Genomic DNA, 24,623 nt, shown 5'->3' on the forward strand with positions numbered 1-24,623 from the left:
GTGTAACCGGAGACACAAAAGTTCGACCATCCGGTGTGATTCGGCCGTCGGTTGAGCGATAGAAAGCGTTTTCCTGTCAGGGTGACGAGTGGCGCGCATGCGGTCCGGCTTGCTCGTCGCCCTCCTCATCGTCGCCCTCCTCGCCGCACCTCTCGGGGCGGCCTCGAGCGGGGGCGCTCCGCTCGCCGACCCGACGACGACGTTCACGTTCGCGCTCGAAGAGGACGGCGACGCGAACGTCTCGGTCACCGTCGAGTACCCCCTCGATTCGGCCAACGAGACCGAGGCGTTCCGCGACGTCGAGTCGGACTTCGAACGCGGCGTCGGCGGCCCGAACGTCGACGTCTTCGAGCGGGCCGCCAGCGCGGCCAGCGAGGCGACCGGGAGGGCGATGCCCCTCTCGGACGTGGAGCGGGCCGGCTCGATTCGCAACGAGAGCAGCGGGAGCGTCGGCGTCCTCGAACTCTCCTTCCAGTGGGGCAACTTCTCGACGGTGGACGGCGGCACCCTCCGTGTCGGAGACGCCTACCGGACGACCGACGGGACGTGGCTCCCGTCACTCCGTGGCGACCAGCAACTGCGCGTCGTCGGGCCGGAAGGCTACCGGTACGCCGACAGCGGCGACGGCCGGGTCGAGGGTGGCGCACTCGTCTGGGAGGGACCGACGACGTTCCAGTCCGGCGACCGGCAGGTCGTGCTCGCCGGGGGCGAGACACCGACACCACCCGACCGGCCGGTCGGTCCGAACGGGTCCGAGACGCCCAACGGGTCGGGACCGGACGGCCCCGACGGGAACGGCGTCATCGAACAGCTAGCCTCGCCGATGGTCGGCGGGCCGCTCGTCGTCCTCGCACTCGGTCTGGTCGGCCTGTACGCGTTCGCCGCTCGGCGCGACGAGGAGCCGACGGCCGGCACGACGGGGAAGGCGGTTGGCGACGGCGGGGCGGCCGACTCGTCGTCGCCCGACCGAGCGGCGACGGGGAGCCTCGAAGACACCCCGACGGCCGACGCGGTCGTCGAGCCGGACGCCGACGAGACGGAGGGGCCGGTCGTCGAGGAGGGCCCGTTCGCCGGCGTCGACGAGGACCTGTTGAGCGACGAGGAGCGCGTCGAACGACTGCTGGAGTACAACGGCGGCCGGATGAAGCAGGCGAACATCGTCACCGAGACGGGCTGGTCGAACGCGAAGGTCTCGCAGTTGCTCTCGGCGATGGACGAGAACGACCGAATCGACAAGCTCCGTATCGGCCGAGAGAACCTCATCAGCCTGCCGGACGTCGACAACGGGACGGGCGAGAACGGCGGTTCCTAAACGTTTAACCACCCGCGGCGGGGACACACGGGTGCATGAAGATACTGGTCACCGTCAAGGAGGTGGCCGAGGCCGAGGACGATTTCGAAATCGACGGCCTCGACATCGACGAACGGTACCTCGAATACGACCTCAACGAGTGGGACGACTACGCCGTCGAGGAGGCAGTCTCCATCGCCGAGGAGGGCGATGACGTCGAAGTCGTCTCGGTCACCGTCGGCCCGGAACGCGCCGAGGAGACCGTCCGTATGGCGCTGGCGAAGGGCGTCGACCGCGCCATCCGCGTCTGGGACGACGACCTCGCTACCGCCGAGATGCTCGACGTCGGGGCGAAAGCCGACATCCTCGCGGCGGTCGTCGAAGAAGAGGACCCCGACCTCGTGTTCACGGGCGTACAGGCCAACGACGACGCGTTCGGCGCGACCGGCGTCGCCCTCGCCGAGACCATCGGCTTCGAGTGGGCCGCCGTCGTCAACAGACTCGACCTCGACGTCGAGGGGGGCGTCGCCTCCGTCCACCGCGAACTGGAGGGTGGCGTCGACGAACTGACCGACGTCGAGACGCCCGCCGTCCTCACCATCCAGACCGGTATCAACGAACCGCGCTACGCCAGTCTCCGAGGGATTCGACAGGCACAGCGCAAGCCCCTCGACGTGAAGGAACTCGGTGACTACGGCCTCGACTCCAGCGTGCTGGAGACGCCCGTCTCCCGGACCGCGATGTACGTCCCGGAGACCGAGAGTGACGCCACCGTCTTCGAGGGCGACGCCGAGGAGACGGCCGGGCAACTGGCCGACCTGCTGCGGGACAAGGGGGTGGTCGAGGGATGACGGATGTCCTCGCGATCGCCGAACACCGCCGCGGGAGTCTGCGTGACGTCTCGTTCGAACTCGTCACGGCCGGCCGTGAACTCGCCGACGCGCGCGGCGGCGACCTCCACCTCGCCGTCGTCGGTGGCGACGTCGACGCGTTCGCCGAGGAGCTGAACGTCGAGGGTGTCGACACCATCTACACCGTCGACGAGGGCGAGGAGTTCAACCACGACGTCTACGTGCAGGTCGCCCAGCAACTCATCGAGGAGGTCGAACCGTCGACGCTCCTCCTGCCGAACTCGGTCAACGGGCTGGACTACGCGCCCGCCGTCGCCGAGCGTCTCGGCGTCCCCATCGTCACCGACGCCATCGGGGTCGCGGGCGACGACCCGTTGGAGGTCACCCGCGAGATGTACGGCTCGAAGGTCGAGACGACCATCGAGGTCGACGCCCCCGAACTCGTCGTCACCATCCGCTCGACGGAGTGGGACGGCGCGGAGGGCGAGGGCAGCGCCGACGTCCAGTCGTTCGAGGCGGACGTCGACGAGTCGCAGGTCCGCTCGACCGTCACCGGCTTCGAGGAGGCCGGCGGCGGCGACGTCGACATCGCCGACGCCGACGTGCTCGTCTCGGTCGGCCGTGGCATCGACGAGGAGGAGAACATCGTGCTCGTCGAGAAACTCGCCGAGGCACTGGACGCGACGCTCTCGTCGTCCCGTCCCATCGTCGACAACGGCTGGCTGCCGAAGAACCGCCAGGTCGGGCAAAGCGGGAAGGTCGTCACGCCGAAGGTCTACATCGCCATCGGCATCTCCGGCGCGGTGCAGCACGTCGCCGGGATGAAGGGCAGCGAGACCATCGTCGCCATCAACACCGACCCGAACGCACCCATCAACGACCTCGCCGACTACGCCATCCACGACGACCTGTTCGACGTGGTGCCCGCACTCATCGAGGAGTTCGGCGGCGAGTCACCGCTCTGAACCCGAGGAACCCGCAGCGGTCGACGACACTCTCGTTCTTTCGACGCCTGCCAACTGAGCGATAGCGAGCGCCGCCGAGGCCCTCACGCTCTCGTGGCTCCGGGACTCGCTGCGCTCCTCGCTCGCGATGCTCGCTCCGGTGCTTGCTTCGTCCGGGAACCGACGAGACCGCTTGCCCTTCATCCGCCAGGAACGCCACAGCCGCTGCACACCGATATCGCGTCGTTTTTGCCCACGGTCCGGCTCACATCGGCGATGACCGACGACGACCCCGTCGCGCTCGACGCCTACGAGACGATGGCCGACGCCTACAGCGAGCGGGTCGGCGAGAAGCCGTTCAACGCGTTCCTCGAACGGCCGGCGACCCGCGCGCTCCTTCCGGAACCGGACGGCCAGCGCGTCCTCGACGCCGGCTGTGGACCGGGCGTGACGACGCGGGAACTCCGGGAGGCAGGCGCGGACGTGGTCGGTCTCGACGTGAGTCCGAAGATGCTCGGCCACGCGCGGGCGCGAGCGGGCGACCGAGTGGTTCGTGCGGACCTCGGGTCGCCGCTGCCGTTCTCGGACGACTCGTTCGACGGCGTCCACAGTTCGCTCGCCCTCCACTACGTGTCGGACTGGCCGGCGCTGTTCGGCGAACTCGCGCGGGTCCTCGTGCCGGGTGGGTGGCTGGTCTGTTCGGTCCAGCACCCCTACGCGGACTTCGAGCGGGTCGGCGAGGACTACTTCGCCGCCGAACGAATCGAGGAGACGTGGGACGGCTTTGGCGGCCCCGTCGACGTGCCGTTCTTCCGCCGACCGCTCGACGACCTGCTGAACGGTCTCCTCGGCGCTGGGTTTCGGTTCGAGGCGTTCGACGAGACGGAACCGACCGAGCAGTTCCGGGAGGCATCTCCCGAGACGTACGAGCGTGTCTCGCGAGAACCGACGTTCCTCGCGGTTCGGGGGCGACTGGACGGGTGAGTCGCGGGCGACCGAGTCGGTCGCTGCCGCTCACTCGACGGCGTCGGGGTCAAGCGCGAGCGTGACGGCGAGCACCGGCGCGGCGAGCACGCTGAGGACGACCGCGACCGTCCCGAGGAGGAAGAAGAGGTCCCCCGTCTCGGGCGGGAGCGTGGCGACGAACGCGAACGTGCCGAACCCGACGATGGCCGGGAGCGCGGCGGTCCGCGTGAGTCGCTGGGCGACCGCCCGCGTCCGACCGTCTGTTGTGGCGGCGACGACCAGCCCCAGGAGGAAGTAGACGGCGGCCGTCGCGAGCGATGCGACGAGCAACACGGTGGGGTCGAGCGTGAACCCTGAGACCGACTGGACCATAGCGGGAGCGTTCGTCGCGGGTGAGAAAGCTGGTTCGACTCGTTCACGCCGGCCTTCGCCCCCTGCTTTCGTCACCTACAAACCACGTGCGTCCCTCTTTTTAAACGAATGGAGTATCTGGAGTCCCGGCGTGAGCGCGTCGAGGAGCGGTTGGAGGCGGTCCTCGACGCCGTCGAACCGTCGGAACTCGCCGACCAGGTGCGACACGTCTCGCTGTCGGGGGGCAAGCGGGTCCGACCGACGGTCACCGTCCTCGCCTGCGAGGCGGCGGGCGGGACGACGGCCGACGCCGTCGACTTCGCGGTGGGCATCGAACTCGTCCACAACGCCTCGCTGGTCATCGACGACATCATCGACGACTCCGACCTCCGACGGGGCGTCCCGGCGGCGTGGGCCGAGTACGGCTACGGCCCGGCCATCGTCGCCAGCGACGGCCTGCTCGGCGAGGCGTTCGCGCTGTTCTCCAGCGACCCCGAGGCGATGCAGGTGGTGAGCGAGGCGATGGTCGAACTCGGCGAGGGCGAGGCCACCGAACTGGTCGAACAGCCCTCGAACGAGGCGGAGTACATGACGCTCGCCCGCCGGAAGACGGGCGCGCTGTTCCGGGCCGCCGCCGAGTTGGGCGCTATCGCGGCGGACGCCGACGGCTACACCGTCGAGGCGTTCGGCGACTACGCCGAGGGCGTCGGCATCGCCTTCCAGATTCGTGACGACGTGCTCGACGAAATCGCGGACGCCGAGGACCTCGGGAAACCCACCGGTCACGACGAGGCGATGGACCGCCCCTCCATCGTGCAGGTCACCGGCATGAGCCCCGAGACGGCCGACGAACGAGCGAAGGCGGAGGCGAAAGCCGCCCTCGACGCGCTCTCACGGGCGCGGATTCCGGAGGGCCGCCGCGACGGCGAGGCGATGGAGTATCTCCGAGAGTTAGCGGAGTTCGTCGTCGTCCGCGAGCGGTAGTGTTCGACATCGGTCGCAGTTGAGTCACCTCTCTCCAATAAATCCAGAACAGTGGACAAGTTTTATTACAGACAAGAGAGAGAAGAAACGAACGGCATCATGCCAGATGATAACGATGTTCCGACGCGACGGAGCGTTCTTCGAACAGTCGGCAGTTGCGTGCTCGGTGGTCTCTCCGTTGGTGCGTACAGCGGGGTTGCCAGTGCCAGCAGCACGATTTCCGATTCCGAGTGGGGTGACTTCGAGAGCTGGTACTACGAGGAGACGACCGGTGGGACGAGTAGCAATGTGACCCTTCAGCCGGACCGAATCCCGACGGCAGGCAGGGCCAGTCTCCCCAACCCGGAGGTGTTCGGGTTCGACGTCTGCGGGACGCTCGAAGACGGGACACCCGTCTGTGTGAGTCAACCAGGGAGCGTTACCGAGTCGTACGAATCCTGCGCTAACGGCTACGTGCAGAAGTTCAGTTACGTCGTTGACAAGAAACGAATCAACTACAAAGGACAGGTCGAACTCGTCTGGAGTATTGAGGTGTGGGTCGGTGTGAGAGACGACGGATGCGTGTTCGTCGGTGGGGACGACCCTGCTGGTAACTCCTTCTGCTACCAAGCAGAATGTGACACGGGCGGTGGTGAAAACATGTACAACGACAGGGACGTTCTCAAGCCAATAGCCGACACCACGGTAGACGCACTCGGACGAGCAGGAGATGTGGCTATAGCAGCAGGAGTCACCGCCATCGCAGGGGCAGGTGGGGGTGCAGCCTTCGAGGCGTTCAGACGGACTACGAATCACGTAGAGTAGGCCGGAGTTCCTAAACATCCACAGTAGCAATCTTGACTATCATGAACGCCGACGTAGACAGAACGAACATTGCCCTGGCCGCGTCAGCCGCGTTGGTACTCGTCGTAGGAGTGCTCATCGAGCAGTATCTCCTGTCGGCCACCGCCGCTGGTATCTGTGTACTAGCGATTGTTCTCGGGAGCAATGGGCTCGAAGTACGAAGCAGTAGCTGGGTTCGGTTAGGTCTCTTCGCAGTGTTCTTGCTCGCAGGTGTGACGTTAGTATCACAGCGTCAGGCAGCGTTCGGGTCGTTTCTCATCGTGAGTAGTGGTAGTTTCGTCTTGGTCGGACGGCAACCGGTGTTGAGCTGGGTTACGTTCAGTGCGGGTGGTTTCGTCGGAGCAGTCGTCGGTATCGTCACCTCACAACTAACAGTCGGCATCCCCCTCGCACTCGTCGGGGCCTACAGTGGATACAGGCTGGTGAGCGACTGGGGAGAAATCGCTCGCCAGCGGGACACCTCGACGTAGTCCGTTCCGGCCACGATAGCTGTACAGGTCAGTTTTTGAGGTCGTCTCGGAGAGACCGTGAGGACGACCGGAACGCTCTGACCAACCAGAACCTCCGAGAACCGCCGCGACGGGCAGGCGATGGAGTACCTCCGGGAACTCGCGGAGTTCGTCGTCGTCCGCGAGCGGTAGACGTCCGCGGACAGTCACGGTCCTCGTGAACGTCCCACTTCCGGGGAGCGGTCGTGCGTCGCGGGCCTGAGAGGGCGTCACCGTCTTCCGACGGCCCCCCGAACTTCGAGCTATGCAAGTACTCGTCGCCGGTGCTCACGGCCAGGTCGGACAGCACGTCACTGAACTGCTGAGCAACAGCGAACACGACACGCGGGGGATGGTCCGCGACGAGGAGCAGGTCGAAGACATCGAGGACCTCGGTGCGGAGGCCGTCGTCGCGGACCTCACCGCGGACGTCACCCACGCCGTCCAGGGCTGTGACGCCGTCGTCTTCGCCGCCGGGTCGAGCGGCGAGGACGTCTGGGGCGTCGACCGCGACGGCGCTATCAACCTGATGGGTGCGGCCGAAGCCAACGACGCCGAGCGGTTCGTGATGCTGAGCGCGATGAACGCCGACGCACCCGAGGAGAGTCCCGACGAACTCCGGGAGTATCTGCGGGCGAAGGCCGAGGCCGACCAGCACCTCCGGGAGAGCCCGCTCGACGGCACCGTCGTCCGCCCCGGTGCGCTGACGAACGAGGACGGCACCGGCGAGGTCAGGGTCGGCGCGGACCTCGACCGGGGCGACGGCGAGATTCCACGCGTCGACGTCGCCCGGACGCTCGTCGCGGCCCTGCCGATGGAACACACCCACGGCCGGACGTTCGAACTGCTCTCGGGCGACGAACCCATCGAGGCAGCGCTGGACGGACTGGACGAGACGACGCGCGACTGACGGGCAGCGACGGTCCTCAGTCGTCGCTCTCGACTCGCGCTTCCGTCCCGGCGAGCAGTTCCACGACCTGCATCACGCCGGAGTTGTCGTCCCGGCCCATCCCGTTCTCGACCATCGACTTGTAGAGTTCGTGGCTGAGTTCGGTCGCGGGCATCGGCGCGCCGAACGCCTCGCCCGCGTCGGTGGCGATGCGCAGGTCCTTGTACTGGTAGTCCGCGAAGAAGCCGGCCTCGAAGTTGCCACGAATCATCCGTGAGGCACGGTTGTCGAGCGTCCAACAGCCCGCCGCACCGCCGCTGATGGCCGAGACGACGGCGTCGAGGTCCGCACCCGCCTTCTCCGCGAAGACGAGCGCCTCGCTCACCGCGACGTTGGTGCAGGCGACGACGATCTGGTTGCAGGCCTTGGTGACCTGCCCGGCCCCCGAGGGACCACAGTGGGTGACCGTCGCGCCCATCACGTCGAGGACGGGGCGGGTCGCGTCGAGCGTGTCGGCGTCACCGCCGACCATTATCGACAGACTCCCCTCGATAGCGCCCTCCTCGCCGCCGGAGATGGGTGCGTCGAGCATCGAGACACCCATCTCGTCGAGTTCCGCCGCGACGCGTTCGGTGACGGTCGGCGAGATGGTCGAGGTGTCGACGAGCGTCGTGCCCGCCGAGAGACCGTCGACGACGGGAGCGTCCTCGTCGCCCTCGCCGAGCACCACCGTCGTCACGTCCGGCGAATCCGGCAGGCAGGTAATCACGACGTCCGCACGTTCGGCGGTGTCGGCGGGCGACTCCCCAGCCTCGCCGCCGCGGTCGACGAGCGTCTCGACGGGGTCGGGAGAGCGGTTGTAGCCGACGACGCGATAGCCGGCGTCGAGCAGGTTCGTGGCCATCGGGAGGCCCATGATGCCGAGACCGACGAAGCCGACGGTCGTGGTGCTGGGGTCGACGGGGGCCGAATCACTGTGTGGTGCCATGGCGAGACCCGCGCGGCACGCGGCCAAAAGTGTGCGTGGTGGCAGGCGACCGGACCACCACTAACGCCTGAAACTCAACCTTTTTCCGCTCGTCCGCCAACCGACAGCACATGTACGTACCGGGCGCTCGCCGGACGGCGGCACGCGAGCGACCACCCGCTCTTCGGGGGGTGAGAGCGTGAGACCGGAGGACGAACGCTACTTCGAGCGACTGGAGTCGCGACTCGACGAGGCGTTCGACGTCGCGCGGGAGGCGAAGCGACGGGGCGGTGACCCCGAACCCGAAGTCGAGATTCCGGTCGCCAAGGACATGGCCGACCGCGTCGAGAACATCCTCGGTATCGACGGCGTCGCCGAACGCGTCCGCGAACTCGAAGGGCAGATGTCCCGCGAGGAGGCCGCCCTCGCGCTCGTCGACGACTTCGTCGAGGGCACCGTCGGTGACTACGACACCGACGCCGGGAAGATAGAGGGGGCGGTCCGGACGGCCGTCGCGTTGCTGACGGAGGGGGTCGTCGCCGCCCCTATCGAGGGCATCGACCGCGTCGAGGTCAACGACAACGACGACGGCACGCAGTTCGTCTCCGTCTACTACGCCGGCCCCATCCGCTCTGCGGGGGGCACTGCGCAGGCGCTCTCCGTGCTCGTCGCGGACTACGCTCGGGCGCTGCTGGGCATCGACGAGTACAAAGCACGAGACATCGAGGTCGAGCGCTACGCCGAGGAGGTGGCGCTCTACGACTCCGAGACGGGCCTCCAGTACACTCCCAAGGACAAGGAGACGAAGTTCATCGCCGAGCACAGCCCCATCTGTCTCGACGGCGAGGCGACCGGTCAGGAGGAGGTCTCGGGGTTCCGTGACCTCGAACGCGTCGACACCAACTCCCCGCGTGGCGGGATGTGTCTCGTCCTCGCGGAGGGTATCGCGCTGAAAGCGCCGAAGATCCAACGCTACACCCGGAACTTAGAGGAGGTCGACTGGCCGTGGCTCCAGGACCTCATCGACGGCACCATCGGAGACGACGGCGACACCGACGAGGCCGAGGCCGACGCCGAGGCTGACGCTGCCGACGAGGCCGAGGCCGAAGCCGCCGAGGACACGGCCGACGAAGCCGCGGGACCGCCACGCATCGCGCCGGCCGATAAGTACCTCCGGGACCTCATCGCCGGGCGACCGGTGTTCGGCCACCCGTCGCGGCCGGGAGGCTTTCGACTGCGGTACGGACGAGCGCGCAACCACGGGTTCGCGACGGCGGGGGTCCACCCCGCGACGATGCACGTCCTCGACGACTTCCTGGCGACGGGCACGCAGATAAAGACCGAACGGCCGGGGAAGGCGGGCGGGGTCATCCCCGTCGACTCCATCGAGGGACCGACCGTCAAACTCGCCAACGGCGACGTCAGGCGTATCGACGACCCCGAGACGGCACTCGAACTGCGCAACGGCATCGTCGAGATACTGGACGTCGGCGAGTACCTCGTCAACTACGGTGAGTTCATCGAGAACAACCACGAACTCGCGCCGTCGTCGTACGTCGTCGAGTGGTGGGAACAGGACCTCGCCCACGCGGGCGCGGACCTCCAGGCGCTGCGTGACGACCCGCACGTCGACCTCGCGGACCCGAGCGCCGAGGAGGCGCTCGCGTGGGCCGAGGAGTTCGACGCCCCACTCCACCCGACGTACACGCCGCTGTGGCACGACGTCTCCGTCGAACAGTTCGACGCGCTGGCGAGTGCGGCCAGCGACGGCCGGTTCGTCGAGGCCGACGGTGCGGCGCTCTCACCGGACGCGCCGACGGTCGACGAGGGTGACACGCTCGTGCTCGAACGGACGGACACGCTCTGTTCGACACTGGAGACGCTGCTCGTCGAGCACACGCAGGGCGAGGAGACGGTGACGGTTCCCGACGCCCGTCCGCTGGTCGCCACGCTCGGCCTCACCGACGACCTGGAACGCACCTGGACGCTCGAGGACCTCTCCGAACGTGCCCGCACCTGGCCGGGCGACGACGGGACCGAGGGCGGCAACGCCATCGAGGCGGTCGACGAGGTCGCCCCGTTCGCGGTCCAAGAGCGCGCCCCCACCCGCATCGGGAACCGGATGGGCCGCCCGGAGAAGTCCGAGAAACGGGAGATGAGCCCCGCCGTCCACACGCTGTTTCCCATCGGCGAGGCCGGCGGGAGCCAGCGCGACGTGAGCCAGGCCGCCAGCCACACCGCCTCGATGCGCGGGAAGGCCGGCCAGATCTCCGTGCAGGTCGCCCGGCGGGAGTGTCCGGACTGCGAGTCACGGACGTTCAAAGCCCGCTGTCCGGACTGTCGGACCCACACCGAGGCCGTCTACGAGTGCCACAACTGTGAGGTCCGCGCGGAACTCGACGAGTCCGGGCGGGCGCTCTGTCCGCGCTGTGAGGGCGAGGCCGAACCCGTCCAGTTCGCCGAGATAGACCTCCGGTCGGAACTCGACGACGCCCTCGCCAACGTCGGCGAACGCCCCGGCGTCTACGACATCCTGAAGGGAGTCAAGGGACTGACGAGCGAGCACAAACTCCCCGAACCCATCGAGAAGGGCATCCTCAGAGCGAAACACGGCGTCTCCTCGTTCAAGGACGGCACCGTCCGCTACGACATGACCGACCTGCCCGTGACGGCGGTCCGGGCGAGCGAACTCGACGTCACGGTCGATCAGTTGCGGGGACTGGGCTACCACACCGACATGGACGGCGACCCGTTGCGCCACGACGACCAACTGGTCGAACTGCGCGTACAGGACATCGTCCTCTCGGACGGCGCGGCCGAGCACATGCTGAAGACCGCGAACTTCGTCGACGCGCTGCTGGAGCAGTACTACGGCCTCGAACCGTTCTACGACGTCGACGACCGGGAGGACCTCGTCGGCGAACTGGTGTTCGGGATGGCCCCCCACACCTCCGCCGCCGTCGTCGGGCGCGTGGTGGGGTTCACGTCGGCGGCGGTCGGCTACGCCCACCCGTACTTCCACGCGGCGAAGCGTCGCAACTGCTTCCACCGGGAGACGAAGCTCTGGTACGAGGACGAGGACGGGTGGAGACACGGGACCATCGAGCGGTTCGTCGAGACGTATCTCGATGAGTCGACGGCCGATACCGACGACTTCGGGACGCTGGTATCCGAACTCGACAGTGAGGTCCGCGTCTCGTCGGTGACGGCGGACGGCGAACCGGTGTTGAAGCCGGTCGAAGCGGTCTCGAAGCACGTCGCGCCGGACCATCTGGTCGAAATCGAAACCGCAAACGGTCGGTCCATTACTGTCACACCGGACCACGAGATGCTCGTCTGGAGGGACGGCGCAGCGCCGATTCGGGCCAGTGAACTCGCCGAGGGGGACGAACTACTCGCTCGACAGTCGGTGACGGAACCGTCGACCGAAGACCTACTGGCCGCGGACGGTGGAACCACCCGCTCGGCAGTGACTCACGTCGAAATAGTCCGTTCCGACGTTGACCACACGTACTGCCTCACCGTCGCAGACACTCACAACGTCGCAGTAGAGGGACTGCTAGCGAAGAACTGCGACGGCGACGAGGACTGCGTCATGCTCCTCATGGACGGCCTGCTCAACTTCTCGAAGTCGTTCCTGCCGGACAAGCGCGGCGGGCAGATGGACGCCCCGCTCGTGATGTCCTCGCGCATCGACCCCTCCGAGATCGACGACGAGGCACACAACATGGACATCGTCGACCGGTACCCACGGGCGTTCTACGAGGCCTCGCGCGAGTTGGCCGACCCCGAGGAGGTGCCCATCCGCATCGCCGAGGAGACGCTGGGGACCGACGAGGAGTACACCGGCTTCAGACACACCCACGACACCTCGAACATCGCGCTCGGGCCGGACCTCTCGGCGTACAAGACGCTCGGGAGCATGATGGACAAGATGGACGCCCAGCTCGAACTCGCGCGGAAGCTCCACGCCGTCGACGAGACGGACGTCGCCGAGCGGGTCATCGAGGGCCACTTCCTGCCGGACCTCATCGGAAACCTCCGGGCGTTCTCCCGCCAGGAGACGCGCTGTCTCGACTGCGGCGAGAAGTACCGCCGGATGCCCCTGACCGGCGAGTGCCGGGAGTGTGGCGGGCGCGTGAACCTCACGGTCCACCAGGGGTCGGTGAACAAGTACATGGACACCGCCATCCACGTCGCCGACGAGTACGACTGCCGCGACTACACCAAACAGCGCCTCGAAGTGCTCGAACAGGCCCTGGAGTCGGTGTTCGAGAACGACAAGAACAAACAGAGCGGCATCGCGGATTTCATGTAGGACGTTTTACTGCGCTCACATGAGCGCGACACGCTTCGCGGTCGTCACCGGCGTCGGAGCCGCCGGTTCCCTGCGGGGCCTTCGGTCCCGCTCCGCGCTCGGTTCGCTGGTAAAACCGTCACTAAAAGCACTCCCTCATCACCAGAACGGCTCTGCCGTTCCGGTTAGCAGCCAGAAATCGGAGATTTCTGGCGACACCCCCTCCGGGGGTTCGGTCGGCCCGCTCGCTCCCTACAGTCGCTCGCGGTGTAACGCACGGCACCGCACTCCGCAACCCCCCAGTTTCGCCTCGAAAGTCCCTCTCGAGGCTGGTTTCGGGGGTCGTGAGCTATCTCCTCGCGGACCGTTCACTTTCACTCACCCCTCGGGTGGAAGTGGTTGCCGGTGGCCTGGAGTACTCCCCGCTCGCGCTCGCAGTCGGTGTCTGCGTGCCGCCCAGTTTCGGGCACCGGGAGAGATAGCCGTCGAGGAAGTGTCGAAACCCGAGATCGAAGTGCCGACGGACGCCATCGTCCGTGTCACCCACACCCCCCATCTGCGGGTCGGACCTCTGGTTCTACCGCGGTCAGAGCGACCGCGAGGCGAGACGGGTGTCGGCCACGAACCGATGGGTATCGTCGAGGCGGTGGGCGACGAGGTCCGCTCGGTCGACGCCGGCTCACTCAGCGCGCCACTCGTCTTCGAGGACGGCGTAGAGGTGTTCGTCGAGGTACTCGCCGTGGAGGTACATCGCCTCGCGGTGGACGGCCTCGTGGCGGAAGCCGAGTTTCTCCCAGACCCGCTGTGAGCCGACGTTGCCGTCGAACACCCGGGCGACGACGCGGTGGTGCCGACGCTCGTCGAACGCGTAGTCCGTGATGAGCCGTCCGGCCTCGGTGCCGTAGCCCTCGCCCCAGTACGGTTCGGCGAGGAAGATGCCGATCTCGCCCGTCACCCCGCGGTCACCGTCCCTGGGGTGGAGGCCGACGCTCCCCATCACCTCCTCGTCGCGGCAGACGAGCAGACTCGTCGTCTCGTCGCTGGAGCCTCGCTCCTCGAACCACTCGCGTTCCTGGTGTGCGTTGACGGGCGAGGTCGCGCCGAGGAACCGACGGACTTCGGGGTCGTTGACCTGTTCCTGGAGGAAGGCGAGGTCCTCTTCCTCGACGGTTCGGAGCGTGATACGCTCCCCACGGACGAACGCTGGACCGGGCATACCCGTCAGTCGGTGTGGTCGGTAAAGCCGTTACTGGAGGCGTGCGAACGAATGACGAAGTCGAGGGGTCGAGCGCCGTGCGTCCGGCTACTGCTCGTCGGGGTACTTCGGTTCGCGTTTCTGGGCGCGACTCAGCGACGTCTCGACGACGTCCCGGACGTCGCCGTGGAACTCCTCGCCGTGGCCCGAGTACATGTGTTCGACGCCGTCGGGCATCCGCTCCAGGAGGTCCTCGATGGACTGGACGAGGCGTTCGCGGGACTGACCGGGGCGGTCGGTGCGGCCGAAACTGCCGTAGTCGAACGCGCCGTCGTCGTGGACGACGACGTCGCCACTGAACAGCGTCGTCTCGGAGACGAACGAGACGTGGTCGCCGGCGTGGCCCGGCGTGTAGACCACCACGAAGGACTCGTCGCCGATGTCGACGTGGTCGCCGGCCTCGACGGCGTGGGTGCGGTGGTCGTGTTCACCGTAAGCGTACACGTCGGGGGGAGAACGCCTCGCAGACGGCGTCGAGTTGGGCGACGTGGTCGGGGTGCTGGTGGGTGAGCACGACCCGGTCGACCGACTCGACGTGGTCGCGGACGGCGTCGACGACACCTTCCCACGCCCCGACGTCGACGAGCGTGGTCGTGTCACCGACGGCGAGATACGCGTTGCAGGTGAACGTCTCGGCGTCTGCCGTGACGTTGTAGACCTCCATAACCCGCTAAACGGGTGACGGTCACTTCAGCCTACCCGTCGGCCAAATACTTTTCAGTAGCAGTTCCCTAGCGCAGAGCACAATGGGCTTTGGGAGCTACGACGAATCCGAGCAGGAGAACCAACAGATCGACACCGACCTCGACGGTGACGAAGACGTAGCTGCCGGAGAGGCCCACGACGGGGCCGTCACGTTCGAGTTCGGGGCCTCGAACGACGAACTCCTCGACCGTCTCGGCGAGATGAAAGCCGAGGAGGAGTGACGCTCGGCGGACACGTCCTCGGCGTCGCCGAGTCTCACGGCGACGGCTCGCAGAGCACGATAGCGGGCGCGGTCGTCCGTTCCGACCGCGCACTCGACGGTCTCGCATTCTCGACGATTTCTCACGGTGGGAGCGACGCCACCGTCCGCATCGCCACCCTGTTCGAGGACCTGGGCCGCGAGGACGTGCAGTCGGTCGTGCTCGCCGGCGTCGCCCCCGCGTGGTTCAACCTCGTCGACCTCACCACGCTCGCCGAACGGGTCGACCGCCCGGTCGTCGCCGTCTCCTTCGAGGAGAGCGAGGGTCTCGAACCCGCGCTCCGCGAGCAGTTCTCGGGTGACGCGCTCGCCGACCGCCTCGCCGTCTACGAGGCGCTCCCCGAGCGTCACCCGGTCGCGGTGAACGACGAGACGCTGTTCGTCCGAGCGGTCGGCTGTGAGGAGTCGGCGGCCGCGGACCTCGTCCGCCGTCACACGCCCGAGGGGGGCCGTCCCGAACCGCTCCGGGTCGCGCGACTGGCCGCCCGTGCGGCCGACGCGTTCCGAACCGAGGCCGCGGCCCGTCGCTCGTGAGCAACCACAACCAGTAGGACGGTGGCCCGCACACGATGGGTATGGCAGAGATGGACGGGGTGACCGTCACCGACTGCGAGCGCTGTCCGGCGCTCTGTGAGTCACGGTCGCGCATCGTCAACGGCGACGGTCCCGAGGACGCGTCGTTGCTGTTCGTCGGGGAAGCACCCGGGGCACAGGAGGATTCGGAGGGGAGACCGTTCGTCGGCCGGTCGGGCGACGTGCTGAACGACGCACTCCGCGACCGCGGTCTCTCGCGCTCTGACGTCCGCATCACCAACTGCGTGCGCTGTCGCCCACCGGACAACCGCGACCCGCACACGGAAGAACTGGCGAACTGCCGGGGCTACCTGGAGACCGAACTCGCCCGCGTCGACCCCGACCTGGTCGTCACGCTCGGGAAGGTTCCGACGGAACACCTGCTGGAGCGGTCGGTAGCGGTGACGAAGGAGGCCGGGAGCGTCCACGACGTTCGTCTCGGGGAGACGACCCACCGCCTGCTGGTGTGTGTCCATCCCGCGGCGACGCTGTACGACCGCAGTCAGCGTTCGACGTTCGACGAGGCGCTCGACGAGGCCGTCGCGCTGGTCGGTGCGGGCGCGGGCGACCAGTCACGGCTCGGAGACTACTGAGGAGACGCCGCTCGACACCGAGCGAGAGAACGGTAGAGAGAAAGTCCAGAGAGAACGGGTGTGGCGATCAGTTCTTCGAGTCCTTCGTCGTGTCGCCCACGCCGAGCCACTTCTTGGGGTTGCCGAGGTCACGCAGGGAGTCGACGAAGCCCTTGCCCTCGTGCTCGCCGGGGCGCAGGCGTGCGCGGATGCGCGAGGAGAGCAACTCGACGGTGAGGACGATGAAGATGACCATCGCGATGCCAGCAGCGCCGCGGTCGTACGCGCCGAGTGCGATGCGCGTGTCGATGTACTGCCCGATACCGCCCGCCCCGTAGACACCGAGGCTGATGGCGATGCGGGTGTTGATCTCGAGGATGTAGAGCGTCCAGGCGACGAACGACGTCGACACCTGACTCAGCATCCCGAACGAGATGATCTGCGGGCGGTCGGCACCGGTCGAACTGATGGCCTCGATGGGCCCCTCGTCTATCTCTTCGAGTTCGTCGGTGAACAGGCGACCGAGGTTGCCGATGGTGTCGGTCGCGACCGCGAGCATCGCCGACAGCGGCGTGATACCCGCCAGCGGGATGTAGATGAGAATCCAGACGAGCGCGGGAATCGCGCGAATCGTCGACATCGTGCCCCGGAAGACGAAGTTGAACGGGAACGGGACGACACGTTCGCTCCCGAGGATACCGAAGACGAGCGCGAGCGGGAACCCCAGGACGGTCCCGGTGAACCCGATGACGATGGTGATGAAGCTCAGGCCGAGGATGGTGCCGTTGCGGCCGGCCTCGGTCGTGAACGTCTCGGCGAACGTGCCGGGGTGGGTGAGCGTCTGGAGGACGCCACCCAGCCCCTCGACCTCGTTGGTCTTCGAGTACAGCGAGAGTTCGACGAAGTTCGGCGGGACGAAGTCGGCGATAGCCGCGAAGAAGTTGTCCTGCTGCCGGGCGAGCATCTCCAGCGAGAAGTTCAGCACCTGCAACCCACCGTACGTCAGCGCGACGACGACCGCCAGTCCGAGCAGCCAGGAGATACGTTTGAGTCGCTGACTCCGTTCGATGGCCGACAGTGCCTCCTGTATCGTCCGGTTCTGGCTGCTCATTGCGGAATCTCCTCCTCGTCGCTCTCGTCTTCGAAGTTCTCGGCGAGCGCCTCTGGCGGTTCGTCACCGCCGTCGCCGTAGTAGATGTCGTCGACGGCGTCCATCGTGAGCGCGTCGCGGTCACCGTCGAAGACGACGCTCCCGTCACGGACGCCGATGAACCGGTCGCCGAACTCGCGGGCGAGGTTCACCTGGTGCAGGCTGGCGATGGTGGTCAGTTCACGCTCCTTGGCGGCGCTCTTCATGTAGCCCATGACGTCGCTGGCGGCCTTCGGGTCGAGACTGGCGACCGGTTCGTCCGCGAGCAACAGGTCGGGGTTCTGGACGAGCGCACGGGCGATGCCGACGCGCTGTTTCTGCCCGCCGGACATCGACCCGGCGCGTTGCTGGGCCTCCGAGAGCAGGCCGACGGTGTCGAGCGCTTCGAGGGCGGCGGTCTTGTCCTCGGTAGCGTACGCCGAGAAGAGACTCCGGACGTAGCCGGTCCGGCCGAGCGCACCGGTCAGCGCGTTGCGATACGCGCTCATGCTCTCGATGAGGTAGTGCATCTGGAAGACCATCCCGACCGCACTGTTGGCTCCTCCGACCGGGTCCTTCCCGATTCTGACCTCCCCCTCCGTCGGTGCGGTGAGTCCGTTGAGGACGCGAAGCAGGGTGGACTTCCCCGCTCCGGACGGCCCGAGCACCACGACGAACTCCCCCTCGGGGATGTGAACCGAGATGTCGTCGAGAGCTACGGTCTCCTCCCCGTAGACTTTTGTAACGTTCTCTAGTGATACTGCTGGCATTGAGTGTCGTAACGAATGGTGTTTGATAGGCGTGACGAATAGCGGCGGCCGAAGGCGACCGGGTTAGCCTTCGAGGAAGCCGATGTCGATGCCGAGGTCGTTCGCCACGTCGATGACCGGCTGGTAGGTCTCCTGGCTCGCCTCGCGGACCGCGGAGAACCAGAGGTCGTCGTCGGTGTCGGCCTCGCCGTCCGCACCCTGGTACATCGACTCGGGCGCGTCGAGGAGCGCCTGCGTGACGGCGTCCTGCTGGTCCTGTGGGAGTTCGGGGCTGACACAGATGGGCGCGCGCGGGATGCCCTCGTACGTCTCGACGTACTTGAGGCCCTCACTCAGTTCGCGGTTGTCGTTGAGCGTGATGAACTGGCCGACGCCGGCGACGTCCGCCTGGCCGTTCTCGACGGCGGCGAGTGCCTGGTCGTGGCCGCCCGCGAACTGGGCGGTGAAGTCCGCACCGACGTCGGACTGTGGCAGTTCGCCGATCTCGACGCCCGCCTGCGAGAGCATGAACAGCGGGAACAGCGCACCGCTCGCGGAGAGTCGGTCCGCGAAGGCGATGGTCTTGCCCGAGAGGTCCTCGGTCGACTCGATGTCGGAGTCGGCCGTCGTCGTCAGCGTGCTGACGTAGGTGTACGAGCCGTACCCCTTGCGCTGGAGGACGATGTTGACGTTCTCGGCACGGACACCGAGAGCAGCCGCAAACGGCCCCATCTCGGCGACGTCGGCCGTGCCCGACCCGAGCGCGGACATGACGGCGCTGTAGTTGTTCCCGTAGCGGAGTTCGGTCTCGACACCGATCTCCTCCGAGAGGTAGTCACGGACGGGAGCGTACTGGTTCATCATCTGCTCCTGTGGCTCGGAGGGGGACATGATGAAGTTCAGCGTCCCGTCGATGTACATCTCACCCCCTTCGGTCTGTTCCTCGGTCATCGCCGAGGTCGACTCGTCGGTGGTCCCGCCCGACCCGCCACTCTCGGACGGCGAAGACTCCCCATCGGTCGTTCCGTCCCCCTCGTCGCCACCGAGACAGCCCGCGAGGAGACCCACTGTGCCGACCGCACCTGCCGATTTCAGAAACTCACGTCGCTTGGACATTGCGTGAACATGTGCATCTTTTGGAGGATGCCTCTAAATGTTTCTATTTCACCCTGATTGCCGACTCGACTCCATAGAAATATATACACATAACGGGGTCCTCGGTCGAAAACCCCTTGCGTCGACGTCTCCGACTGGACGTATGAGCATGCAGGTAGGGGCGGGCGTCGTCGTCGTCGACTACGGCCTCGGGAACCTCCGGAGCGTCACGCGCGGCCTCGAACGCGCCGGTGCTGGCGTCGAGGTGACCGACGAGGTCGGAGCCATCGACCGAGCGGACGGCGTCGTCCTCCCCGGCGTCGGCGCGTTCAGCGAGGGGATGGAGAACGCCGGGCCGTTCCGCGACGCCCTGACCGACGCCGCCGCCGAGGGGACACCGCTGTTCGGCATCTGTCTCGGGATGCAGATGCTCCTCACCTCCAGCGAGGAGGCCGAACACGCCGGGGAGGGCGACGTCGAGGGACTCGACCTGATTCCGGGCACGAACCGTCGGTTCACCGGCGACCTGAAGGTGCCACACATGGGCTGGAACGAACTCGACGTCGTCCGCGAGCACCCGCTGGTCGAGGGCGTGGATGGCGAACACGCCTACTTCGTCCACTCGTACTACGCCGTCCCCGACGACGACGGCGCGACGGTCGCCACGACCGACTACGGCCAGCCGTTCCCGTCTATCGTCGCCGACGAGACGGGCACCGTCTTCGGCACGCAGTTCCACCCCGAGAAGTCCGGCGAGACCGGACTGCGCATCCTGCAGAACTTCGTCGAACTCTGCGAGGAGTAGCCGTCCAGCGCCGCCGCTCCGCGGTCGAGAAATCGAGGAGGTGTGGAACCGCGCGCCGACTTACGCCAACAACTGCTCGCGACTGACACCGAGGTCCGCGAGCTCCTCGTCGGTGTGTTCCTCGGCGATTTCGGCTCGCTCACTGGCGCTCAGTTCCGTGAGGTCGGCGTCTAGTTCGTGATGGCACATAGCCGTGTGGTAGCGCTCGACAGGCTTGAATGTTGGCTGTAGACAGCCGAGGCATCGGGAGGGACGGTCGCCGACAGCGTCCGCGCGAGGGAGCAACGCGAACGAGCGCGGTTCACCATCTCTCACTCGCGTTGCTCGTTCGAGATGGTTCTTTTTCGTGCCATCGTGAGACGCGAAGCGTCTCACAGGCTCCCAGAAGCTTCGTCACCGGCGGCGAAGCCGCCGGTTGCCAGCGGGACGTAGTCCCGCGCGCTTACTGGGAGAGGGTTTTGCGCCGAGTGGTGCGCCGGAGGCGCACCCGAGGCGGAAAACGGTGCTAGATGAACTCCCGGACCTCCGAGTACCACATGTCGTGGTGGTCCACCGCGCCGATTCGGGTGGCGATCTCTGCGGCGAGGACGTGCCAACAGAGCTGTGTGGGGTCCTCGGGGTCGAGGTTGTACCGGGCGTCCTCGCAGGCACAGCCCCGCCCCTCGACGACGTACTCCTCGCGGTGGCCGACCACGACGGTGAAGTCGTTGTACTGTTTGACCCGGCTCTCGGCGACGGCTTCGATGGCGCGACTGGCCCGCGACCCGTGTGCCCGGAGCAACTGCTGGGTGGTCGTCGCGTCGAGTTCTCCCGCCTCGTCGAGGGCGGTCTGCCAGTCGTCGACCGCAGTCACGGCCCCCGCTTGACGCTCATCTCGCAAAACAGGTTCGGTCCCGGGAGTCAGCGGTTAGTTCGGAGGGACAGCGCAGAACGACGACGTCGGCCCCTCGAAAGCCCCCGCCGTCTCGACTCCAGAAGCGATTCACACGCCTACGCCGACGGTTGTGGTTCGGGGACGTCCAACTCGTCGCTGTCGAGAACCGTGGCGAACTCCCCGGAGAGGTGCGCGAGCGCGAAGCGGTGGTTCGCCGCGGCGGAGAGCGGCGTACCGTCGTGTGCGGAGCGGTCGAACGTCGCCGTCGCGTCGGCGAGCACGGTCACGTCGTAGCCGCGGTTCTCGGCCATGCGTGCGGTCGTCGAGACGCAGTGCTCGGTGGTCAGGCCCGCGAGGACGAGACGTTCGTAGCCGCGTTCGCGGAGCCAGTCGTTGAGTTCGGTGTCGACGAACGGGCCGTTGACCGACTTCACGAAGACCGGTTCGTCGTCTACGGGAGCCGTCTCGGGCTTGAACTCGAAGCCCGGCCGGTCCGAGCGAAGCGGCGATTCGGACTCCGTCGAGGCGTGCTGGAGGTGGACGACGGGCCAGTCGGCCCCGCGCCAGCGGTCGAGCAGGTCGGAAACCGTCGATTCGAGGTCGGGAGTGGTGCGCTCCCCCCAGACCGGGTCGTCGAACCCCTGTTGCATGTCGACGAGGACGAGGACGGGGTCGCTCATGACCGTGATACGCCGTCGGCGAGGATACGCGTTGGCATCTTCGCCCGTCCGAACGGTGTGCGAACCGACTCGACGACGATGCGGGTGGCTTTTCGCGTCGGCTACGCGACGCTACTGTATGGACATTCGGGAAGGGGACGTCTCGGTCGAGGTGCCCGAGCAGGCGGAGGCGGGGCGTGGCGAGGGCGTGTTCTTCAACCCCGATCAGGAGTTGAACCGCGACCTCACGGTCGCCGTGTTGCGTGCGCACGCCGAGGAGCACGACGTCGGGTCGTACCTCGACGCGACCGCTGCCAGCGGGATTCGAGGCGTCCGTGCGGCCAGCGAGGGCTGGGACGTCACCTGTAGCGACACCGACCCCGAGGCCGTCGAGTTGGCCCGCGAGAACTTCGAACGCAACGACCTCACGGGCGAGGTGCTGCACCGCAACGCCAACGCCCTGATGCACGAGACGTGGCACGACGTGGTCGACCTGGACCCGTTCGGGACGCCCGTCCCGTTCGCCGACGCGGCGTTCAACAGCGCCCGCGAGTTGGTCTGTGTCACCGCCACCGACACCGCACCGCTCTGTGGCGCACACTTCGAGAGCGGCGTCCGGAAGTACGGTGCCGTCCCGGTCAACACCGACTACCACCCCGAGGTCGGGATGCGCGTTCTGCTCTCGGCGCTCGCCCGCACCGCCGCGCGTTACGACGTGGGCGTGACGCCCGTGTTCAGTCACGCGACGCGCCACTACGTCCGGACGTATCTCCGGGTGAGCGAACGCGCCACCGACGCGAACGCCGCTATCGACGAACTGGGCTACGTCTACCACTGTTTCGAGTGTCGCTACCGCGAACACGAGTACGGCTACCTCCCCGACCCCATCGGCGACTGTCCCCACTGTGGCACCGCGACACGGACTGTCGGACCGCTGTGGCTCGGCCGGACCCACGACCCGGCGTTCGTCGAGCGAGTCGCCGGGCACGTCGCCGACGAGATGGGCGAGCGCAAACGGGCCGAACGACTGTGTGAGCGACTCGCGGGCGAACTCGACGAACCGACCCACTACGACCAGCACCGCCTCTCGAAGCAGTGGGGGGTGAGCGCCGTCGGGATGGACGAGTTCGTCGAGCGTCTCCGAGAGGCGGGGTTCGAGGCCTCCCGCAGTCACTACGGCGGGACGACGGTGAAGACGGACGCCGACGTGACCGAGATACGGGCGGCGGCGGTCGAGGAGTCGTCCGAGCAGAACCGGTAGTTCCCCCTCATTATATGTAATCATCACGCGAACCCTGTCGCCGTGAGTCGAAGCGCACGCCGCTCCGTCGACATTCTGAAGGGGGTGATTCGTGGCATCCAGTCCGACAACATCACCTTCATCGCCGCGAGCCTCTCGTACTACGCGTTCATCTCGCTGATTCCGCTGCTGTTGCTCGCGCTCGTCGTCGCAAACGTCGTCGGCGGGGCGGGGTTCGAGGACGCCATCGTCGAGCTGGCGGAGTCGAACCTGCCGTCGGGCGGTGACGACTCCGCCAGCACCGGTATCGCGGACGTCCTCACCAACGACCAGGGACAGACGGGGGCCTCTATCGTGGCACTCATCACGCTGACGTGGAGCGGGCTGAAGCTGTTTCGTGGGATGGACGTGGGGTTCTCCATCGCCTACCGCTCGGCGCTCCCCGACGGTATCGTCGGGCAGTTGAAACGGGGGTTCATCACGCTGCTCGCCGTCGGCGGCGGCGTCGTCTTCACCGTCGCCGTCGGGACAGTCATCGCGCTGTCGCCGTTCGACCTCGTCGTCGCCGGCTACAGCGCCATCGGCCTGCTGGGGACGCTCGCACTGCTGGCCGGACTGACCGTGACGTTCCTGCCGCTCTACTACGTGCTCCCCAACGCCGACATCACGGTCCGTGAGGCGCTCCCCGGTGCCGCGTTCGCCGCAGTCGGCTGGACCGCCCTCCAGACGGGGTTCCGACTCTACACCGAGTTCTCGACGGGCTACGAAGCGTACGGCGTCCTCGCCGGCGCACTGCTGTTGCTGACGTTCCTCTACTTCGGCGCACTCGTGGTGCTCACCGGCGTCGTACTGAACGCCGTCCTCGCCGGCCGGGTGAGCGCCGACGAGGACTTCGACACCGACCCATCGCAGCGGACCCAGACCAACCGTTCCCTCATGGCAGACACATCAGACACGACGAGCTACGACACGACCGCATCGGACGACGAGTACGGCCGACCCAGCGAGATGGCCGAAGACGACCTCGAAGCCGAGGTCCGTCGCCTCCGCCGCGAGGTCCGCTCGTTCGAGGAGCGCATCGAGGAGCGGACGGTCCACCGCGACGAACTGGAGTCCGACCTCCGGAAGTACGTCCGCCAGCGCGTCCGCCGCGGGAAGGCCCGTGGCTGGGGACCGTACCTCGTGTTGCTCTACGGGACGGTGATGACCCTCGGCGCGTTCTTCTTCCTCCAGGACGCCGCGTGGGCGGCCGTCCTCGCGATGATAGTCGTCTGGCTGTCGACGCTCGGCCTCTACGTCGTCTTCGTCGTCCTCGGGGTCACGTTCGGGGCGCTGGGTCTGCCCGGAAAACTCCTCGACCGCGTTCGCTCGTTCCGGAACTGAGCGAGTCGCATCTCGCGTGTCTTCCAGACGACCACCCCGCCAGCGACGGCGACGACCGCAAGCGCGACCGGTAGCGGTGAGGACTCCGCACGGGCGAGAGCGAACTCCAGCACGACGAACGGGAACAGCACGAGGTAGCCGTACTGGCCCAACAGCGCGAGGGTCCCGTCGGTCAGTCCCTTCAGCATCGACGCGCCGCTATCGACGCGACGGGCATCGGTCGCTCGGCCGGAGCGATGGCTCCCGGATGGCGAACAGGCGGCGTCGTGGGCACTGTTCCCGACGCGTAACGCCGCACAACCGCCTTGACGCATCGGATCTCGGTTCAGACGATGGCGGGGCTGGTCGCGTGTCGGTATTTGAACCTCGGCAGTGGCTCCCGGAGCAGATGACGGAGACCGTTAGACTCGTGACGCGAACGTCCGCGCCGGAGGCGCGGTTCTCCGCGAGCGAA

At 67.1% G+C, this 24,623-nt stretch carries 25 protein-coding genes and 2 pseudogenes; 16 read left to right on the forward strand and 11 right to left on the reverse strand.

The window, feature by feature from the left end; genetic code table 11:
- The first annotated feature begins 97 nt into the window (after window positions 1-97).
- The 4 genes from GQS65_RS09125 to GQS65_RS09140 all read left to right on the forward strand — a co-directional run bounded on the left by GQS65_RS09125 (window position 98) and on the right by GQS65_RS09140 (window position 4,070).
- On the forward strand, window positions 98-1,312 hold the full coding sequence (locus GQS65_RS09125) for a helix-turn-helix transcriptional regulator (protein WP_158204303.1): 1,215 nt from the start codon (window positions 98-100) through the stop codon (window positions 1,310-1,312).
- A 35-nt stretch (window positions 1,313-1,347) separates the two neighbouring features.
- A complete protein-coding gene (locus GQS65_RS09130) occupies window positions 1,348-2,142 on the forward strand; it encodes an electron transfer flavoprotein subunit beta/FixA family protein (protein WP_158204304.1) in 795 nt (264 codons plus the stop codon).
- A complete protein-coding gene (locus GQS65_RS09135) occupies window positions 2,139-3,107 on the forward strand; it encodes an electron transfer flavoprotein subunit alpha/FixB family protein (protein WP_158204305.1) in 969 nt (322 codons plus the stop codon). Before GQS65_RS09130 ends, GQS65_RS09135 begins: the two co-directional genes overlap by 4 nt.
- Window positions 3,108-3,362: 255 nt before the next feature.
- The gene (locus GQS65_RS09140) at window positions 3,363-4,070 is read left to right on the forward strand and encodes a class I SAM-dependent methyltransferase (RefSeq protein WP_158204306.1); all 708 of its coding nucleotides are present in this window, start codon (window positions 3,363-3,365) and stop codon (window positions 4,068-4,070) included.
- A gap of 30 nt (window positions 4,071-4,100) precedes the next feature.
- On the opposite strand, the gene GQS65_RS09145 is transcribed toward GQS65_RS09140, so the two are convergent.
- Window positions 4,101-4,424, reverse strand: a complete 324-nt coding sequence (locus tag GQS65_RS09145; protein WP_158204307.1) for a hypothetical protein — start codon at window positions 4,422-4,424, stop codon at window positions 4,101-4,103.
- A gap of 108 nt (window positions 4,425-4,532) precedes the next feature.
- On the opposite strand from GQS65_RS09145, the gene GQS65_RS09150 reads away from it, so the two are divergent.
- The 4 genes from GQS65_RS09150 (at window position 4,533) to GQS65_RS09165 (ending at window position 7,628) form a co-directional block, all read left to right on the forward strand.
- Window positions 4,533-5,387, forward strand: a complete 855-nt coding sequence (locus GQS65_RS09150) for a polyprenyl synthetase family protein (protein WP_158204308.1) — start codon at window positions 4,533-4,535, stop codon at window positions 5,385-5,387.
- 99 nt (window positions 5,388-5,486) lie between these two features.
- Window positions 5,487-6,191 (forward strand): hypothetical protein, encoded by a 705-nt coding sequence (locus GQS65_RS09155; protein ID WP_158204309.1) that lies wholly within the window; start codon window positions 5,487-5,489, stop codon window positions 6,189-6,191.
- 41 nt (window positions 6,192-6,232) lie between these two features.
- The gene (locus GQS65_RS09160; RefSeq protein WP_158204310.1) at window positions 6,233-6,700 is read left to right on the forward strand and encodes a hypothetical protein; all 468 of its coding nucleotides are present in this window, start codon (window positions 6,233-6,235) and stop codon (window positions 6,698-6,700) included.
- Window positions 6,701-6,983: 283 nt separating this feature from the next.
- Window positions 6,984-7,628, forward strand: coding sequence for an SDR family oxidoreductase (locus GQS65_RS09165; RefSeq protein ID WP_158204311.1), 645 nt, complete (start codon window positions 6,984-6,986; stop codon window positions 7,626-7,628).
- Between the two features lie 16 nt (window positions 7,629-7,644).
- Here the strand turns inward: GQS65_RS09165 and GQS65_RS09170 are convergent, their stop codons facing one another.
- Window positions 7,645-8,595 (reverse strand): NAD(P)-dependent oxidoreductase, encoded by a 951-nt coding sequence (locus GQS65_RS09170; protein ID WP_158204312.1) that lies wholly within the window; start codon window positions 8,593-8,595, stop codon window positions 7,645-7,647.
- A 178-nt stretch (window positions 8,596-8,773) separates the two neighbouring features.
- Here GQS65_RS09170 and GQS65_RS09175 point away from each other — a divergent pair, with 178 nt between their 5' ends.
- Window positions 8,774-12,892, forward strand: a complete 4,119-nt coding sequence (locus GQS65_RS09175) for a DNA-directed DNA polymerase II large subunit (protein ID WP_368280005.1) — start codon at window positions 8,774-8,776, stop codon at window positions 12,890-12,892.
- 424 nt (window positions 12,893-13,316) lie between these two features.
- Window positions 13,317-13,583 (forward strand): annotated as a pseudogene (locus tag GQS65_RS21635) (alcohol dehydrogenase catalytic domain-containing protein); the annotation flags it as partial.
- Here the strand turns inward: GQS65_RS21635 and GQS65_RS09185 are convergent.
- Complete coding sequence (locus tag GQS65_RS09185; protein ID WP_158204313.1) at window positions 13,551-14,087, reverse strand: GNAT family N-acetyltransferase; 537 nt, start codon at window positions 14,085-14,087, stop codon at window positions 13,551-13,553. The pseudogene GQS65_RS21635 and the gene GQS65_RS09185 overlap by 33 nt on opposite strands.
- 87 nt (window positions 14,088-14,174) lie before the next feature.
- A pseudogene (locus GQS65_RS09190) lies at window positions 14,175-14,790 on the reverse strand (MBL fold metallo-hydrolase).
- A gap of 82 nt (window positions 14,791-14,872) precedes the next feature.
- Between GQS65_RS09190 and GQS65_RS09195 the strand changes: the two are divergent.
- Genes GQS65_RS09195 through GQS65_RS09205 form a run of 3 tightly spaced genes read left to right on the forward strand, consistent with a single transcriptional unit; the run spans window position 14,873 to window position 16,256 of the window.
- Window positions 14,873-15,052 carry a DUF5786 family protein gene (locus GQS65_RS09195; protein WP_158204314.1) on the forward strand — a complete coding sequence of 60 codons (180 nt, stop codon included), beginning with the start codon at window positions 14,873-14,875 and terminating at the stop codon, window positions 15,050-15,052.
- Window positions 15,049-15,624, forward strand: coding sequence for an endonuclease dU (locus GQS65_RS09200; RefSeq protein WP_368280007.1), 576 nt, complete (start codon window positions 15,049-15,051; stop codon window positions 15,622-15,624). Before GQS65_RS09195 ends, GQS65_RS09200 begins: the two co-directional genes overlap by 4 nt.
- Before the next feature lie 41 nt (window positions 15,625-15,665).
- Entirely contained in the window at window positions 15,666-16,256 is a 591-nt protein-coding gene (locus GQS65_RS09205) for a uracil-DNA glycosylase (protein WP_199268431.1), read from the forward strand.
- A 67-nt stretch (window positions 16,257-16,323) separates the two neighbouring features.
- Here the strand turns inward: GQS65_RS09205 and GQS65_RS09210 are convergent, their stop codons facing one another.
- From GQS65_RS09210 to phnD, 3 genes are all read right to left on the reverse strand, one after another.
- Entirely contained in the window at window positions 16,324-17,346 is a 1,023-nt protein-coding gene (locus tag GQS65_RS09210; RefSeq protein WP_158204316.1) for a PhnE/PtxC family ABC transporter permease, read from the reverse strand.
- On the reverse strand, window positions 17,343-18,134 hold the full coding sequence (locus GQS65_RS09215; protein WP_158204317.1) for a phosphonate ABC transporter ATP-binding protein: 792 nt from the start codon (window positions 18,132-18,134) through the stop codon (window positions 17,343-17,345). The genes GQS65_RS09210 and GQS65_RS09215 overlap by 4 nt, the downstream gene beginning before the upstream one ends.
- Window positions 18,135-18,197: 63 nt before the next feature.
- Window positions 18,198-19,229: a phosphate/phosphite/phosphonate ABC transporter substrate-binding protein gene (phnD, locus tag GQS65_RS09220; RefSeq protein WP_158204318.1), complete on the reverse strand. Its 1,032-nt coding sequence runs from the start codon at window positions 19,227-19,229 to the stop codon at window positions 18,198-18,200.
- Window positions 19,230-19,371: 142 nt separating this feature from the next.
- Between phnD and hisH the strand changes: the two genes are divergently transcribed.
- Window positions 19,372-20,013, forward strand: coding sequence for an imidazole glycerol phosphate synthase subunit HisH (gene hisH, locus GQS65_RS09225; protein WP_158204319.1), 642 nt, complete (start codon window positions 19,372-19,374; stop codon window positions 20,011-20,013).
- Between the two features lie 60 nt (window positions 20,014-20,073).
- On the opposite strand, the gene GQS65_RS21895 is transcribed toward hisH, so the two are convergent.
- From GQS65_RS21895 to GQS65_RS09235, 3 genes are all read right to left on the reverse strand, one after another.
- Complete coding sequence (locus GQS65_RS21895) at window positions 20,074-20,202, reverse strand: hypothetical protein (protein ID WP_267902899.1); 129 nt, start codon at window positions 20,200-20,202, stop codon at window positions 20,074-20,076.
- A gap of 316 nt (window positions 20,203-20,518) precedes the next feature.
- Window positions 20,519-20,866 carry a hypothetical protein gene (locus GQS65_RS09230; protein ID WP_368280008.1) on the reverse strand — a complete coding sequence of 116 codons (348 nt, stop codon included), beginning with the start codon at window positions 20,864-20,866 and terminating at the stop codon, window positions 20,519-20,521.
- A gap of 137 nt (window positions 20,867-21,003) precedes the next feature.
- A complete protein-coding gene (locus GQS65_RS09235) occupies window positions 21,004-21,567 on the reverse strand; it encodes a cysteine hydrolase family protein (RefSeq protein ID WP_158204321.1) in 564 nt (187 codons plus the stop codon).
- A gap of 118 nt (window positions 21,568-21,685) precedes the next feature.
- Here GQS65_RS09235 and GQS65_RS09240 point away from each other — a divergent pair, with 118 nt between their 5' ends.
- Window positions 21,686-22,807, forward strand: coding sequence for a tRNA (guanine(26)-N(2))-dimethyltransferase (locus GQS65_RS09240; RefSeq protein WP_158204322.1), 1,122 nt, complete (start codon window positions 21,686-21,688; stop codon window positions 22,805-22,807).
- Window positions 22,808-22,849: 42 nt separating this feature from the next.
- On the forward strand, window positions 22,850-24,169 hold the full coding sequence (locus GQS65_RS09245; RefSeq protein ID WP_368280009.1) for a YhjD/YihY/BrkB family envelope integrity protein: 1,320 nt from the start codon (window positions 22,850-22,852) through the stop codon (window positions 24,167-24,169).
- Here the strand turns inward: GQS65_RS09245 and GQS65_RS09250 are convergent.
- Entirely contained in the window at window positions 24,079-24,483 is a 405-nt protein-coding gene (locus GQS65_RS09250) for a hypothetical protein (RefSeq protein ID WP_158204323.1), read from the reverse strand. The two genes, GQS65_RS09245 and GQS65_RS09250, sit on opposite strands and share 91 nt — an antisense overlap.
- Window positions 24,484-24,623: the final 140 nt, after the last annotated feature.

It is taken from the genome of Halomarina oriensis, from assembly GCF_009791395.1.
Lineage (GTDB): Archaea > Halobacteriota > Halobacteria > Halobacteriales > Haloarculaceae > Halomarina > Halomarina oriensis.

What these genes read in the sequence shown, in the direction of transcription:
- GQS65_RS09250 (WP_158204323.1), bottom strand. Translation starts at nt 24,483, where the DNA reads ATGCGTCAAGGCGGTTGTGCGGCGTTACGCGTCGGGAACAGTGCCCAC.
- GQS65_RS09160 (WP_158204310.1), top strand. Translation starts at nt 6,233, where the DNA reads ATGAACGCCGACGTAGACAGAACGAACATTGCCCTGGCCGCGTCAGCC.
- phnD (WP_158204318.1), bottom strand. Translation starts at nt 19,229, where the DNA reads ATGTCCAAGCGACGTGAGTTTCTGAAATCGGCAGGTGCGGTCGGCACA.
- GQS65_RS09240 (WP_158204322.1), top strand. Translation starts at nt 21,686, where the DNA reads ATGGACATTCGGGAAGGGGACGTCTCGGTCGAGGTGCCCGAGCAGGCG.
- GQS65_RS09215 (WP_158204317.1), bottom strand. Translation starts at nt 18,134, where the DNA reads ATGCCAGCAGTATCACTAGAGAACGTTACAAAAGTCTACGGGGAGGAG.
- GQS65_RS09165 (WP_158204311.1), top strand. Translation starts at nt 6,984, where the DNA reads ATGCAAGTACTCGTCGCCGGTGCTCACGGCCAGGTCGGACAGCACGTC.
- GQS65_RS09185 (WP_158204313.1), bottom strand. Translation starts at nt 14,087, where the DNA reads ATGCCCGGTCCAGCGTTCGTCCGTGGGGAGCGTATCACGCTCCGAACC.
- GQS65_RS09235 (WP_158204321.1), bottom strand. Translation starts at nt 21,567, where the DNA reads ATGAGCGACCCCGTCCTCGTCCTCGTCGACATGCAACAGGGGTTCGAC.
- hisH (WP_158204319.1), top strand. Translation starts at nt 19,372, where the DNA reads ATGAGCATGCAGGTAGGGGCGGGCGTCGTCGTCGTCGACTACGGCCTC.
- GQS65_RS21895 (WP_267902899.1), bottom strand. Translation starts at nt 20,202, where the DNA reads ATGTGCCATCACGAACTAGACGCCGACCTCACGGAACTGAGCGCCAGT.
- GQS65_RS09145 (WP_158204307.1), bottom strand. Translation starts at nt 4,424, where the DNA reads ATGGTCCAGTCGGTCTCAGGGTTCACGCTCGACCCCACCGTGTTGCTC.
- GQS65_RS09135 (WP_158204305.1), top strand. Translation starts at nt 2,139, where the DNA reads ATGACGGATGTCCTCGCGATCGCCGAACACCGCCGCGGGAGTCTGCGT.
- GQS65_RS09170 (WP_158204312.1), bottom strand. Translation starts at nt 8,595, where the DNA reads ATGGCACCACACAGTGATTCGGCCCCCGTCGACCCCAGCACCACGACC.
- GQS65_RS09140 (WP_158204306.1), top strand. Translation starts at nt 3,363, where the DNA reads ATGACCGACGACGACCCCGTCGCGCTCGACGCCTACGAGACGATGGCC.
- GQS65_RS09195 (WP_158204314.1), top strand. Translation starts at nt 14,873, where the DNA reads ATGGGCTTTGGGAGCTACGACGAATCCGAGCAGGAGAACCAACAGATC.
- GQS65_RS09155 (WP_158204309.1), top strand. Translation starts at nt 5,487, where the DNA reads ATGCCAGATGATAACGATGTTCCGACGCGACGGAGCGTTCTTCGAACA.
- GQS65_RS09130 (WP_158204304.1), top strand. Translation starts at nt 1,348, where the DNA reads ATGAAGATACTGGTCACCGTCAAGGAGGTGGCCGAGGCCGAGGACGAT.
- GQS65_RS09210 (WP_158204316.1), bottom strand. Translation starts at nt 17,346, where the DNA reads ATGAGCAGCCAGAACCGGACGATACAGGAGGCACTGTCGGCCATCGAA.
- GQS65_RS09205 (WP_199268431.1), top strand. Translation starts at nt 15,666, where the DNA reads ATGGCAGAGATGGACGGGGTGACCGTCACCGACTGCGAGCGCTGTCCG.
- GQS65_RS09150 (WP_158204308.1), top strand. Translation starts at nt 4,533, where the DNA reads ATGGAGTATCTGGAGTCCCGGCGTGAGCGCGTCGAGGAGCGGTTGGAG.
- GQS65_RS09125 (WP_158204303.1), top strand. Translation starts at nt 98, where the DNA reads ATGCGGTCCGGCTTGCTCGTCGCCCTCCTCATCGTCGCCCTCCTCGCC.